Genomic DNA, 13,900 nt, shown 5'->3' on the forward strand with positions numbered 1-13,900 from the left:
TCTGCTCGGGCGGTGTGTCATGGCAGGTGAAGGATTCCAGCCGGGGGTCGGCTACGGCGCCGAGCTCATCGATCTCTCGGTGCTCGCCGAGGGGCCCTTCACGGGCACCCCCGCGGCCCTCGCCTCGGTGCGCGTCCCGCATGAGCGCGTGCACTCGGGCCCCGCGGGAGCCCGGCTCGACGTCCGCGTCCGCCGCCCCGGCCGGGACGAGGCCGAGCCCATCGCGCTCGCGCTCGACGGCACCGCGTGGGGGATCGACGACGTCCGCCCGCCCGAGGACCTCGAGGAGCTCCTCGGCGACAGCCGCTTCCTTGCCCAGCACGTCTACGCGGTGGCCTCCGACACGCTCCAGGCCTTTGAGCGCACGATGGGCAGGCGGCTCGGCTGGGCCGCCGGGCACCGGCTGCGCATCGAGGCGTACGACTCCGCGGACTTCCGGGCCACGGGCTACGACCCGCAGGCGCAGCTCATCCGCTTCGGCCACCGGGCGGACGGACGGGCGCAGCGCCACGTCCCGATGGCCCTCTACCGCGACCTCGTGGCCCACGAGGTGACGCACGCCGTGCTCGACGGCTACCGGCCGCGCTGGGCCGACGCGAACGCCCTCCTCGACGGGTTCGCCCTCCACGAGGCCGTCGCCGACCTCGTGGCCATGCTCTCGGTGTTCTCCTCGCCCGATCTCGTCGAGCGGCTCCTCGAGACCGAGGCGCGGGCGCGCCGGGCGCGCGGGCCGCACGACGGTGTGGCGCACGACGGTGTGGCGCACGACGGCGGGGCGCAGGACGATGGCGCGTCCTCTGGGGCGGCGGCCGGGCGCGGCGGCCCGGGGGAGCGCGGCGACGAGGAGATCCTCCGCTCGGGCCTGTTCGGCCTCGCGGACGGCCTCTTCTCGCGCGGCGCCGTGCGCCGCCCGCTCGACCGGCGCGTCCCCTACGACTGGCAGCTCGATCCCGAGCCGCATGCGCGCGGCGAGATCGTCGTGCAGGCGGTGCTCAACGCCGTCGTCAACCTCTGGCGGCAGCGGCTCGACTGCCCGGGCGGGCGCGCGAGCCGCTACCAGATCGCCCAGTCGGGGGCCAAGGTCGGGCAGCAGGTCATGGGCATGGTCGTGCGGGCGCTCGCGTACCTTCCCCCGGTGGATCCGACGTGGACTGACCTCCTGCGTGCGATCCTGGCCTCGGACCTCGTCATGATGCCCGCCGACGCCCCGCCGTGCCCGGGCTCGCGCCGCCCCGGAGCCCCGCGCCCCAAGGGCTACCGCGAAGTGATCCGGGACCGGTTCTGGGACATCAACGTCTCGACGGACCCCGATACCCGGCTCGACGGGCTCGACGACCTCGAGGGCCTGCGGTATCCGGTGCGGCTCTCGGCGCTCTCCTCGGACCCGGAGGAGGTCAACCGCTTCATCTGGGCCAACCCGCGGCTCATGCGGGCCATGGACCTCGACGAGGACACCGGGCTGCGCGTGGACAGGGTGCGCCCGACCGTCCGCGTGGGGCCGGATGGCTTCATCGTCTCCGAGATCTGCGCCTCGTTCGTGCAGGAGGTCCTGCTCACGCGGCGCGAGGCGAGGGACCGGCTCGGCCTCCGCATCCTGGGCGACTACGCGGTCGTGCGCGGGGGCGGGACGCTGCGCTTCGACGAGGGCGGCCGCCTGTGCTTCGCCGCGCTCAAGCCCGTCATGGACGCCCAGCGCCAGCAGGCCCGGGCGGCCACCGCCCGGGCCGAGCGCGAACAGCCGGCGCGCCCGGTCATCGGCTACCACGCCGTCGACGAGCGCGACGGCGTCCCCGCCTAGAGCCGCCGGCGGTCCACGCAGAAGACTGTCAGTGCCCCACAGGAGACTGTCAGTGCCACCACAGTGTCAGTGCCACCACGTGGCCGCGCGCTGGCCCGGCGTCCCCTCGAGCTGGGCGCGCTGGGAGAAGCGGGCGGCCCGCAGCGCCGCCGAGACGGCCCGGTGGGTGTCGCTGCGCGTCGCGTCGGGCCGCTCGGCCAGCGCGGCGAGCCAGAAGTGCGTGAACGCTCCGGCGTAGCGCTGGCCGAAGAGCGCATCGGAGGCCGTCTGGTCCGACCGGCAGGCGGCGAAGAGCACGGGGCCCGGGCCCGCCGCGACGAGGTCGCGCAGCCCCCGCCGGTCGGCCCGCTCGGCGGCGTCGAGGCCCAAGGGGGTCGGGGGCGGGATGAAGCGCGGCATCCGCCCCGGCAGGAGGTCGAAGGAGCGCAGGCCCGTGCCGCTGTGGCACGTGTCGAGCACGACGTCGGCCGGGACCTCCGCGGGCACGCGGCGCAGGAGCGCGTGGAGCTCGTCGTCGGCGATGACGCTCGCGCGGTCCCAGTGGTCGCCGGCCGTGGCAAGGTCGTATGCCGCGAGCGCCTCGTCCATCTGGTCCGGCTCGTCGCCGTCGTCGTCCGGGATCTGCGTCCCGTGGCTCGCGTAGGTGAAGACGAGCTGGTCGAGGCGGCCCTCCGCCGCGCGCTGGGCCAGGTCCGCGAGGCGGTCCACGATCGCGTCCTTCGTGGCCTGCGCGTCGGTCAGGACCGTCACCTCGCCGTCGGCGAAGCCGTAGCGCGAGCGCAGCACCTCGGCGATGTCCTCGGCGTCGTTGACGCAGCCGCGGAGCCAGTGTGAGTCGGGCAGGCGCGCGAAGCGGTTGATCCCGACGCACAGCGCTGCCCTCGGCATGGCGGACTCCTCCTCGTACGCTCCGATCAGGGTAGGCCTGCATTCGTTCGCCGTACACCTGCCGGACGCTCCGAGTCCGATCCGGGCGCCTAGCCTTCGCTGGTGCGTCCAACCGGGGCGCGCACCGCCCCCGCACTCTCGTCAGGAGCACCGATGCCTGTACCCCGTCCCGCCCGAAGCCTCCGCGCCCTCGCCGGAGCCGGCGCCGTCGCCCTCGCCGCCGCGGCGTTCAGTACCGCCCCGGCATTTGCCGGCGAGGCGCCCGGCCCCCGTGGCTCCGAGGAGTCCCTGAGCTTCGCCGTGATCGGCGACGTCCCCTACGGCGCCCCGGACGTCGAGACCTTCCCCGCCAAGGTCGCGGACATCAACGCCGACGCGAGCCTCGGCTTCGCCGTCCACGTCGGCGACATCAAGAACGGCTCGAGCGAGTGCACCGACGCCTACTTCGCCCGGATCCGCGCCGACTTCGACGCGTTCGCGATGCCGCTCGTCTACACCCCTGGTGACAACGAGTGGACCGACTGCCACCGCGTGAACAACGGCGCCTACAACCCGCTCGAGCGGCTCGGCGCGCTCCGCGAGGTCTTCTTCGACGAGCCCGGCAAGACTCTCGGCGCGACGATGCCCGTGCGCTCGCAGGCCGAGCGCGGGCTGCCGGAGAACGTCTCCTTCGGGACCCAGCGCGTCGCCTTCGCGGCCGTGCACATCGTGGGCAGCAACAACTCGACCCTGCCCTGGACCGGCCTCGGCGAGACCGAACCGACCGCCCAGCAGTTCGCCGAGGTCGCCGACCGCACCGAGGCCGGACTCGCGCTCCTGAGGGAGACGTTCGCGGCGGCGAAGCAGCGCCAGGACCGCGCCGTCGTCGTCTTCACGCAGGCGGACATGTTCGATCCGGGCTATCAGGACGGGTGGCCGATTGACGCGTTCACGCCCTTCGTCCAGGCCCTCGTCGATGAGGCGACGGCCTTCGGCGGCCCGGTCTACCTCGTCGACGGCGACAGCCACGTCTACCACGAGGACTCCCCGCTCGCGCCCGGCTCCGAGTGGCTCGCTCGCTACGGCGTGACCGGCTCGGCGGCCAACCTGCACCGGGTCACGGTCGAGGGCGCCGCCGGCGTGGACTCGTGGCTGCGCTTCTCCGTCGCGCCGAACGCGGGCCGGGACGAGGACGTCGTGACCTGGAGCCACGTGGCCTACACCGGCTGATCCGCAGGGCCGCGGCGAGCGGGGCGCACCCAGAGCGCACGGGCGGACGACGGCGCGCGGCGAGTGCCGCCGTCGTCCGCCGTCCCGGGGACGCGGGGTCAGGACTGCGGGTCTGTCCCGACGATCCGGATGTTGAACTGCGCCGTCCCCAGCAGGCCCGTGAGCCGGATCCAGAGGGGGAGGTACATCTCGAGGCCGCGGGCGGCGTCGATCCCTCCAAGGTCGCGGATCCGCTCGGGGCGCCAGCCGAACGACGCGAGCAGCTCGCCGGCCTGCGCCTTCGCGCCGGCGTCCTCGCCCGCCAGGAACACGTCGTGGACCCCGGCGCCGATCCCAGCCGGGTCCACCATGACCGCGGCCGTGACCGTGTTGAGCGCCTTCACGACGCGCAGACGCGGGAACGCGCGCTGGATCTGCTCCCCGAGGCTGTCCCGGTTCGCAACTGTGAGCGTCGGCGGGTAGCCCCCCGAGAAGTCCAGCGGATTGGCGACGTCGAGGAGGACCTTGTTCCCCAGGGCCGGCTCGCCGGCCGCCCGGAGCGCGTCGAGGGACGCGCTGCCCGCCGTGGCGTTGACCAGCAGCGAGCCCGCAGCGGCCGCCCCCGCGAAGTCCGTCGAGAGGGCCCCGTGCGCGGCGGCCCACGCGCGCGCCTCGGGCTTCGCTGCGTCCCGCGAGCCGAGGGCCACCCGATGGCCCAGCTGCCGCAGCCGTGCCCCGAGCGTCCGGCCGACCGTCCCGCTGCCCAGGATTCCGATGTCCATGCGCCTCCTCCCACTCCGCCCGGCTCTGTGCCCGGCGCCGGCCCTAGGCCTACCGCGGGCGGTCCCGGCCGGTCAATGCCCCGGCGGCCCATAGACTGGGCTGCATGACCGAGCAGCACAGCAGCGACCGCGCCATGCCCGAAGCCACCACGGACTACGACCCCACGGCGAGCTCGCTCGGGGCCAGCGTGGCGCCGGCCGTGATGGAGGAGCTGCTCTCGATCCGCTCGAGCATCGACAACATCGACGCGACCCTCGTCTACCTCCTCGCTGAGCGCTTCAAGGCGACACAGAGGGTCGGCTTCCTCAAGGCACGCCACCAGCTCCCGCCGGCGGACCCCGCCCGCGAGGCAGCCCAGATCGCCCGCCTCCGCCGCCTCGCCGAGGAGGCCCACCTCGACCCAGCGTTCGCCGAGAAGTTCCTGAACTTCATCATCAGCGAGGTCATCCGGCACCACCAGGCCATCTCCGAGGACCACGAGTCGCGCCGGGCCAACGGGGCAGCCGGCGCGGACGCCTGACCATGGCGGGGCAGGTCACCGCAACCGCCCTCGGGGACTGGCCGGGGACGGACCCGCTCGAGGCGGCCAAGGCCATCCGCGGGGAACTCGGCAGCCCGCACCTGCCGTTCCTCGCCGAGCTCCCCGCGCGGGGGGTCGGCTCGGACCCCGTGGGCCGCGCGGCGTCCCTCCTCGTCGACCTGCACGCGGACGTCCAGCCGCACGGCTGGCGCCTTGTGGACCGGCCCGGACAGGATGCGCAGCGCGCCGCCTCGGCCCTCGCGACCGATCTCAACGTGCTCGCCGACGTCGCCGGGGCGGAGGAGCGCCCGGCCGAGGGCCTCGCGGTCCGCGTCCTGGGGCCTGTGAGCCTCATGGCCGGGCTGTACGTGCATTCGGGGGAGCGCACGCTCGTCGACGCCGGCGCGCGCCGGGACATCGCGCAGTCCCTCGCCGCCGGTCTGCCCGCGTTCCTCGAACGCGTCCGCCGCGCCGTCCCCGGCGCCGCGCTCACCGTCCAGCTCGACGAGCCGGACGCCGCGCGCGTCCTCGCCGGGCTCGTGCCCACCATGAGCGGCTACCGGACGCTGCGCGCCCTCCCGCGCTCGGAGGCGCGCTCCGTCTGGACCGAGGCCGTCGAGGCCATCCAGGGCGCGGGTGCCGAGGCCATCGTGGCGCTGCCCGCGTGGGAGGCGCCGCTCGCGGACGCCCTCGCCTCGGGCGCCGACGGCGTCGCGCTGCCGCTCACTGACCTCAGCATTCCCCAGTGGGAGGAGCTCGCCGGAGCCGTCGAGGCCGGGCGCCGGCTCTGGCTCGGGGCCCTCCCGGCCGACGGCGCGCCGTCCACCCGCACGGGGGAGCTCGCCGAGCGCCTCGTGCGGCCGTGGCGGCAGCTGGGCCTGCCGTTCGAGGCGCTCGACGCCGTACGCCTGACCCCGGCCGGCAGCCTCGCCGCCTGCACGCCGCAGGAGGCGACGGCGCGGCTCGCCCGAGTGGTCAAGCTTGCCGACGCGGTCAACCAGATTGCGCTCGGCTGAGGCGCGCAGGGCCGAGCCTAGAATGAATCAGGCATGCGCAGCGCGCCAACAGCGTCCCTGCGCCCGATGTGGGGGAGAGTGGAAGGCATGAAGGCACGCATTCTGGTTGTCGACGACGACGAGGCTCTGGCCGAGATGATCGGCATCGTCCTGCGCAACGACGGCTTCGAGCCGGTCTTCTGCGCCGACGGCGCCCAGGCCCCTGACGTGTTCCGGGCGCAGAAGCCTGACCTGGTCCTCCTGGACCTCATGCTGCCGGGCCTCGACGGGATCGAGGTCTGCCGGCAGATCCGCGCCGAGTCGGACGTGCCCATCGTCATGCTCACCGCGAAGTCGGACACGTCCGACGTCGTCCGCGGCCTCGAGTCCGGCGCCGACGACTACGTGCCCAAGCCGTTCAAGCCGGCCGAGCTCGTGGCGCGCGTCCGCGCGCGGCTGCGCCCGGGGGAGACCAAGGCGCCCGAGACCCTGCGGATCGGCGAGGTCACGATCGACGTCGCCGGCCACACCGTCAAGCGCGGCGACGAGTTCATCTCGCTGACCCCCCTCGAGTTCGACCTCCTCGTCGCGCTCGCCCGCAAGCCGTGGCAGGTCTTCACCCGCGAGCTCCTCCTCGAGCAGGTCTGGGGGTACCGGCACGCGGCCGACACGCGGCTCGTCAACGTCCACGTCCAGCGGCTCCGCTCCAAGATCGAGCGTGATCCCGAGGCACCCGAGGTGGTCCTAACCGTCCGGGGCGTCGGCTACAAGGCCGGGACCTGACCGAGAGGACCCCTGAAGCGGACGTGGACAGCGAGGAGCAGCGCTCGGCACCGGCGCAGCCGGAACCCCCGCACGACGACGGCGCGCTCGAGCGCGCCCGGGCGTTCGCCGCGCTGACCCGCCGCGCCCGCGCCGTCAGGGAGCAGGCCGTTCCGGCGATCCGGCGGGCCCGGGCCTGGGCCGTCGCCGACTGGAATTCAGCGAGGCTCCCGGCCCGGCTGCGCCTTGCGCGGCTCCTCGTGCGCCGCTGGTCGCGCCGCGACCGCCCCCGGCACCCGGCCAGGCTCCTGGCCACGCGTGTGCGGTCGCTCGCCGTGAGGGCCGCCCGGGCCGTCGTGTCCTGGGCCGCCGGGATCATTCCCGGGATCGCCTCGGCGCGGGGCGGGTTCGTGCGCCGCTGGCGCCGCTCGCTCCAGTTCCGAACGGTGCTCGTCACGCTCATGCTGACGTTCGTCTCGTTCCTCGCCGTCGGTGCCTACCTGTCCAACCAGATCGCCAACAATCTCTTCCAGGAGCGGCTCACCCAGGCGGAGCTGCAGACCCGCCAGGCCGTCGAGCAGGTGCAGGAGACGTTCGACGGCGCCCAGGTCACCGACCAGCAGGGGGTGCTCAAGCTGGTCAACGACACGCTCGACCAGCTCGAGGCACGCGAGTCCGTGTCCCCGCGCCAGTACGTGTTCCTCGCCGTGCCGAACCAGGACCAGCCGCGCAACCGCTGGGTCGACAGCCGCGCGTCGTACCTGCGCACCGAGAACGACATCCCGGCCTCCTTGCGCGAATCCGTGCAGAACTCCCAGCAGGAGCAGTTCTGGCAGTCGATCCCGCTCACGACGGCGACCAACGAAGAGCACCCGGCCATCGCCGTCGGCAACAAGGTCAGCTTCGGCGGGACCGTCTACGAGCTGTACCTCCTGTACGACATCCAGACGGCGCAGCAGACGCTCGACGACATGCAGAACGTGCTGTGGTTCGGCGGGATCTTCCTGCTCCTGCTCATCGGCGCGATCGTGTGGATCGTCACGCGCAGCGTCGTCTCGCCCGTGAGCCATGCGGCGGCGGTGTCCGAGAAGCTCGCCTCGGGCCAGCTCGAGGAGCGCATGGCGGTCGAGGGCGAGGACGAGGTCGCGCGCCTCGGCGCCGCCTTCAACCACATGGCTGCGAACCTCCAGGACCAGATCACGGCCCTCGCGACGCTGTCCCACATGCAGCAGCGCTTCGTCTCGGACGTGAGCCACGAGCTCCGCACCCCGCTCACGACGGTCCGGATGGCGGCCGAGGTCCTCTACGACGCACGCGACGAGTTCAACCCGGTCACGAAGCGCTCGGCCGAGCTGCTGTACAACCAGGTCGAGCGCTTCCAGGCCCTCCTGAACGACCTCCTCGAGATCTCGCGCTTCGACGCCGGGGCCGCGATGCTCGACTCCGAGGCCCAGGACATCGTCGCGATCGTGGGCAACGTCATCGAGTCCGCCGCGCCCGTCGCCGCCGACTGCGGCTCCGAGGTGCGCTTCTTCACGCGCTCCCCGAGCATCATCGTCGAGATGGACGCCCGCCGGATCGAGCGCGTCCTGCGGAACCTGCTGCTCAACGCCCTCGAGCACGGCGAGGGGCGCCCCGTGGACGTCTTCGCCGCGGCGAACGCCGACGCCGTCGGCATCGCCGTGCGCGACCACGGCATCGGCATGACGCCGGCCGAGGCCGCCCGGGTCTTCGACCGCTTCTGGCGCGCCGACCCTGCCCGCGCCCGCAAGACCGGCGGCTCTGGCCTCGGCCTCTCGATCGCGACCGAGGACGTCAAGCTCCACAACGGCTGGCTCCAGGCGTGGGGCAGGCCGGGCGAGGGCTCGTGCTTCCGGCTCACCCTCCCGCTGCGCCGAGACGCCCAGATCACCGACTCGCCCGTGGCCCTCGAGATGCCCGCCGCCGATGTCGCCCTCCTGGAGGGGCAGGGGACGCGCGGCGTCGTCGTCGGCACGCACGCGCTCCCGCCCAGCGCTGGAGACCCAGGGGAGGAGCCGTGACCCGCAGGCCGCTCGCCGTCGTCGTCTGCCTGGCTGTGCTCCTCGCCGTCCTCGCGGGCTGCGCCCGCATGCCCACCACGGGGCCCGTCGGCAGGAGCGAGGACAGCGCGCTCACGGGCGGCAACGCGCCGCAGTACATCCCGCCCGGGCCGCGCGACGGCGCGAGCCCGCAGTCCATCATCGAGGGGTTCTTCAACGCCGGCAGCGGCTACCAGAACGACTTCACGGTCGCGCGTCAGTTCCTCGCGCCCGCGAACGCTGTCTCGTGGAAGCCGAGCCAGCGCACGCTCGTCTACCGTGGCAGCGCGACGGTCGTCCCCACGGGGCGCGAGAACGAGTACCGCTACGAGTTGGACCTGGCCTACTCGGTGGACGTCGACGGGGTCGCGACGCCGTTCCCGCCCGGCACGCGGGAGTCGATCGACGTGAGCCTGTCGTCCGTCGACGGCCAGTGGCGCGTGTCGAAGCTCCCCGACGGGACGGCGATCCCGGAGGAGACCTTCAAGGTCCTCTACAAGGCCTTCCCCGTGTACTTCTTCGACCCGTCCTTCGCCACGCTCGTCCCGGACGTTCGCTGGTTCATCGACAACTCGGGCGTCGCGAAGTCGCTCGTGAGCGCCCTTCTGGCGGGGCCCGCGCCGTACCTGCGCTCCGCCGTCGCGAGCGCGTTCCCGCCCGGCACGCGGCTTGAGCGGGAGTCGGTGCCGATCGTCGACAGCATGGCCCAGGTCGATCTCACGAGCGAGGTCCGCGACGCGTCCTTCACGGACCGGCAGCGGATGCACGGCCAGCTCGTGCGCAGCTTCAGCGGGATCAGCTCTGTTGTGGGCGTGTCCCTGCGGTCCAACCAGAGCGAGGTCGCGCTCGTCGATCCGTCCACGGGCGGCCAGGCGCCCGCGCCGACCGTCGACCCCAGGGTGCCCGCGTGGCAGGTGGCCGTGGCAGGGGGCGAGCTCGTCCTCTACGCGGACCGGCAGGCGAGCCGCGTCGATGCCCTGCGCTCGGTCGCGTCCTTCGGTCCCGAGCATCCCGCCGCGGCCCCGTCCCAGGGCGTGTTCGCGTTCATCGGCTCCGGCCCGGGCCTCTACTCGATCGTGCCCAACCAGCCCGCCCGGCTGCTCGACGCGCGGACCCGGCTGAGCCCGCCCTCGGTCGGCCCTGATGGCTGGGTCTGGAGCGCCGGGCCCGGTGGGGACGGCGGGACGGAGGTCATCGCGTTCCGGCCCCAGGGCGTGGCGGAGGGGGCAGACGTGCCGAAGGCCGTCCTTGAGCCCGCGTGGCTCGCGGGCCGCGTCATCGAGCATGTCCGCGTCTCCCGCGATGGGACGCGGGCCCTCGTGCTCTCCACGTCCGGCGGCCAGACGGTGCTCCAGCTGGCCGGGATCCTGCGCGGGCCCGACGGCGCCCCGCGCGAGCTCACGGCGCCGATCACCCTGAGCGTCGGGCAGGAGCAGTATCGGCGGGTCGTGTGGGTGGACGACATGACGGTCTTGGCCTCCGGCCTGTCCTCGTCGGATCCGGTCACGCCGGCGCTCATCTCCCTCCGTGGCGGCGAGCCCCGCCAGCTGCCCCCGCTCAACGGCATCCATTCGGTCAGCGCGGGCAACGGCGACCAGGAGGTCTACGCCCAGACCGGCGCCGGCGTCTTCCAGCTCGTGCGCAACTCGTGGGTCGAGCTCGGCAAGGGGGTCGAGGCCCCGTCCTTCGCGGGCTAGACCCGGGTTTGTCCACAGCCTCGCCGGAGGCGCTCGCGCCCTGCGGCGCGCTGCGGGAGGCTGGGGGCGTGGACGACGGCGGGATCCCCGGGGGCGACGGGACGGCGCGCCACGCGGCGGGCCCCCGCACGCGGGCAGCCCGGGTTCTCGCCGCGCTGCGGGCCGCCGCGGGCGACCTGCTCGGCCTTCTCGTCCCTGCCGACTGCGTCTCGTGCGGTGCGCCCGAGACGCTCCTCTGCGCCGCGTGCGCCCGGCGCCTTCGGGCGCTGACATCGGTGCCGCGCCGGGTCGAGGAGCACGCCCCGGCCCTCGTCGAGGAGGACGGCGGCGTTCTCCTCGCCGCCGTCGCCGCCGGCCCGTATCGGGACGAGCTCTCCCTCGCGATCCTTGCGTTCAAGCGGCATGGGAGCGCCGAGCTCGCCAGCGAGCTCGCTTCCGGCCTCGCCCGGGCGCTGCGCGCTGCGGCGGGGAGCGAGGAGGTCTGGCTCGTTCCCGTTCCCACGACCACCTCGGCCTACGTCCGGCGGGGGTTCGACCCCCTCGGGATCCTGCTCGGCAGGCTGCGCCGCGAGGGCCGGCTGCCCGCGGGCGCCGTGTGGGCCGAGGCCCTCCGGCCGCGCAGGCTCCGCCCCTCCGAGCGTGCGGCAGCGTGGGCGCGCGCCGTCCTCCGGGCCGGATCCGGGACGCAGAAGGGGCTCGGCCGCGGCGCGCGGCGCTCGCGCGCGTCCGGCTCGCTCGCGGCCCGGAGGCGCGTCGTCCTGCGTCCCGCGGGATCCCGGCGCGTGTGGGCCTGGCGGCAGGGTGCCGGGCGCCCAGGGCAGGTCGGGGCCTTGCGCGGCCGGCGCTGCATCGTCGTCGACGATGTGCTCACGACCGGGGCGACGGCGCGGGAGGCGGCCCGTGCGCTCGAGGCGGCGGGCGCCGTCGTCGTCGGGCTCGTGGCGCTCGCCCATGTTCCGCAGCCCGACACACCGGCACTAGCGATGCGCCGCTTCCGCTCCGAGCGGACAGTTCCGAAATGAGGGCAACAAGGGGTGAATAAACCGTGTCCATCCACTAACGTCGGTAATAGGTTCCATAGCGAAAGGGACCTGTCGATAGCGGCTCAGGAAAGGGGCTCGACTGTCACGGTGAGCCCCTGATTCTGAAGCCCTGTCGGGCTGAACTCAGAAGTTTTCTGGAGGGCACCATGGAGTTCAAGATCAGCGGACGCAATGTGACTGTGTCGGATCGCTTCCGCGAGTACGCGAGTGAGAAGCTCGAGAAGATCGGAATGCTCGCGGACAAGGTCCAGCGTGTCGATGCCAAGTGCTCCAAGCTGAACGGCGCCCGCTCGGGCGGGGACCAGCTCACCGTCGAGCTCACGGTCACCGGTCGCGGCCCCGTGATCCGCGCCGAAGCCACGGCACCGGACAAGTTCGCCGCTTTCGATCTGGCGTACGGCAAGCTCCTCGAACGCCTGCGGCGGGCCAAGGACAAGCGGAAGGTCCACCATGGCCAGCATGCCCCGGTGGGAGTCAGTATGGCCACCGCCTCGCTGCCGGTCGTGAGCGGGAGCACCCCCATCTACGCGGAGCACGCCCTCGACGTGCCATCCGGCAAGCTCGACACCCACGAGCGCTCGCCGTACGAGATCGAAAACGACATCCCCGCCGGCGACTCGCCCGTCCTCATCCGGCGCAAGGTCTTCCCCGCTGCCACGCTGACCCTCGACGACGCCGTGGACAACATGGAGCTCGTGGGCCACGACTTCTACCTCTTCATCGACGCCGACACGAACACACCCTCCGTCGTGTACCGGCGCCGGGGGTGGACCTACGGCGTGATCAGCCTCGACCAGGCCTGCGAGCCCGGCCAGACCGTCGTCGAGGAGCGCATCCTGGCCTACCGCTCGGACGATGAGAGTGCCGTCGTCTCCTGACCCGAGGGCCGGGGCGGGGGACGCGTGACAGCGACCCTGACCCTGGCCCAGGCCCGGCGCATCGCTCTCGCGGCGCAGGGACTGCACCGCCCCCGGCCCACCGGCCCCGCCACGGCGAGGTCGGTGGGCCGGACCTTGGCCCGGATCCAGTTGGCGCAGATTGACTCCGTCAACGTCCTCGTCCGCAGCCACTACCTTCCCTTCTTCTCCCGGCTGGGCCCCTACGACCAGGCCATCGTCGACCGGCTCGCGTCCCGGAACCCCCGGCGCATGATGGAGTACTGGGCGCATGAGGCCAGCTTCATCCGGCCCGAGCACTTCCATGCGCTGCGGGCGTGGCAGAAGCGCGCATGGGTCGGCGCCGCGGGCCTCGACCCCGCGGTGCGCGAGCGCCTCGAGGCGCTCATCCTCGAGGCACTCGCGCATGGCCGCCCGCTCACCGCGGCGCAGCTCACGCGGCGCCTCGAGCACGATTCCCCCAGGGGCGAGGCCTGGGGCTGGAACTGGAACCCCGTCAAACGGGTGCTCGAGGGCCTGTTTGAGGCGGGCACCGTGAGCAGCGCCGCCCGGACGCCGCAGTTCGAGAGGCGCTACGCGCTCACCTCGGCCGTGCTGCCGCCGGGCATCCCCGACGGCGACGCGGCGGACCCGGACGAGGCGATTCTGACCCTCACCGAGGCCGCCGCCCAGGCCCACGGGATCGGGACGGTGCGCTGCTTCGCCGACTACTTCCGACTGCCCCTGCGCGCGACGGCGGCCGCCGTCAGCCGGCTCGTGGCCGAGGGCTCGCTCGAGGAGGCGGGCGTCGACGGCTGGCCGGACCGGCTTTACCTCCACGCCGCCGCGGCGCTGCCGCGCACCGCCACCGGGCGGGCCCTCCTGAGCCCCTTCGATTCGCTCGTCTTCGAGCGGCGGCGGCTCGAGCGGCTCTTCGGCTTCCGCTACCGGATCGAGATCTACACCCCCGCGCCGCGCCGCGAGTACGGCTACTACGTCCTGCCCTTCCTCCTGCGGGACCGGATGGCAGCGCGGGTCGACCTCAAGGCGGACCGTCTCTCTGGGACGCTCCTCGTGCAGGCGGCGCATGCGGAGCCCGGGGCGCCGGGGGACACCGCTGCCGAGCTCGCCGCCGAGCTGCAGCTCCTGGCCGGGTGGCTCGGGCTCGACGGCGTCAGGGTCGCCGACCGCGGAGGGCTCGCACCCGCCGTCGCCCGCGCCGTGGGGAACCGGAACCTGAGCGCCGCCTCGTACGTGTCTCCCGTAGACTGAGATCCGCCCGCCCACGGGG

12 protein-coding genes are annotated in these 13,900 nt (G+C 73.5%); 10 read left to right on the forward strand and 2 right to left on the reverse strand.

From position 1 onward, the window contains the following. Nucleotides 1-19 precede the first annotated feature (19 nt). Nucleotides 20-1,798 (forward strand): gluzincin family metallopeptidase, encoded by a 1,779-nt coding sequence (locus tag BV907_RS12510; RefSeq protein ID WP_077490046.1) that lies wholly within the window; start codon nucleotides 20-22, stop codon nucleotides 1,796-1,798. A gap of 66 nt (nucleotides 1,799-1,864) precedes the next feature. On the opposite strand, the gene BV907_RS12515 is transcribed toward BV907_RS12510, so the two are convergent. Then, a complete protein-coding gene (locus BV907_RS12515) occupies nucleotides 1,865-2,686 on the reverse strand; it encodes a caspase family protein (RefSeq protein ID WP_077490047.1) in 822 nt (273 codons plus the stop codon). 153 nt (nucleotides 2,687-2,839) lie between these two features. Between BV907_RS12515 and BV907_RS12520 the strand changes: the two genes are divergently transcribed. Beyond that, nucleotides 2,840-3,895 carry a hypothetical protein gene (locus BV907_RS12520; protein WP_077490048.1) on the forward strand — a complete coding sequence of 352 codons (1,056 nt, stop codon included), beginning with the start codon at nucleotides 2,840-2,842 and terminating at the stop codon, nucleotides 3,893-3,895. Between the two features lie 98 nt (nucleotides 3,896-3,993). On the opposite strand, the gene BV907_RS12525 is transcribed toward BV907_RS12520, so the two are convergent. Then, a complete protein-coding gene (locus BV907_RS12525) occupies nucleotides 3,994-4,656 on the reverse strand; it encodes an NADPH-dependent F420 reductase (RefSeq protein WP_077490049.1) in 663 nt (220 codons plus the stop codon). Between the two features lie 104 nt (nucleotides 4,657-4,760). On the opposite strand from BV907_RS12525, the gene BV907_RS12530 reads away from it, so the two are divergent. The 8 genes from BV907_RS12530 to BV907_RS12565 all read left to right on the forward strand — a co-directional run bounded on the left by BV907_RS12530 (nucleotide 4,761) and on the right by BV907_RS12565 (nucleotide 13,881). Next, nucleotides 4,761-5,177, forward strand: a complete 417-nt coding sequence (locus BV907_RS12530; protein WP_077490050.1) for a chorismate mutase — start codon at nucleotides 4,761-4,763, stop codon at nucleotides 5,175-5,177. 2 nt (nucleotides 5,178-5,179) lie between these two features. After that, nucleotides 5,180-6,193, forward strand: a complete 1,014-nt coding sequence (locus tag BV907_RS12535) for a uroporphyrinogen decarboxylase/cobalamine-independent methonine synthase family protein (protein WP_077490051.1) — start codon at nucleotides 5,180-5,182, stop codon at nucleotides 6,191-6,193. Nucleotides 6,194-6,280: 87 nt separating this feature from the next. After that, nucleotides 6,281-6,955, forward strand: a complete 675-nt coding sequence (gene mtrA / locus BV907_RS12540) for an MtrAB system response regulator MtrA (protein WP_077490052.1) — start codon at nucleotides 6,281-6,283, stop codon at nucleotides 6,953-6,955. A gap of 23 nt (nucleotides 6,956-6,978) precedes the next feature. Further along, a complete protein-coding gene (mtrB, locus tag BV907_RS12545; protein ID WP_245827946.1) occupies nucleotides 6,979-8,976 on the forward strand; it encodes an MtrAB system histidine kinase MtrB in 1,998 nt (665 codons plus the stop codon). Beyond that, on the forward strand, nucleotides 8,973-10,691 hold the full coding sequence (locus BV907_RS12550) for an LpqB family beta-propeller domain-containing protein (protein ID WP_245827947.1): 1,719 nt from the start codon (nucleotides 8,973-8,975) through the stop codon (nucleotides 10,689-10,691). Before mtrB ends, BV907_RS12550 begins: the two co-directional genes overlap by 4 nt. A 68-nt stretch (nucleotides 10,692-10,759) precedes the next feature. Further along, entirely contained in the window at nucleotides 10,760-11,713 is a 954-nt protein-coding gene (locus BV907_RS19140; protein WP_217697930.1) for a ComF family protein, read from the forward strand. A gap of 167 nt (nucleotides 11,714-11,880) precedes the next feature. Next, nucleotides 11,881-12,612, forward strand: a complete 732-nt coding sequence (hpf, locus tag BV907_RS12560) for a ribosome hibernation-promoting factor, HPF/YfiA family (RefSeq protein ID WP_077490054.1) — start codon at nucleotides 11,881-11,883, stop codon at nucleotides 12,610-12,612. Nucleotides 12,613-12,636: 24 nt separating this feature from the next. Then, nucleotides 12,637-13,881 (forward strand): winged helix-turn-helix domain-containing protein, encoded by a 1,245-nt coding sequence (locus tag BV907_RS12565; protein ID WP_077490055.1) that lies wholly within the window; start codon nucleotides 12,637-12,639, stop codon nucleotides 13,879-13,881. Nucleotides 13,882-13,900 lie beyond the last annotated feature (19 nt).

This window comes from Sinomonas mesophila (genome assembly GCF_001999765.1).
GTDB classification, from domain to species: Bacteria; Actinomycetota; Actinomycetes; order Actinomycetales; family Micrococcaceae; genus Sinomonas; species Sinomonas mesophila.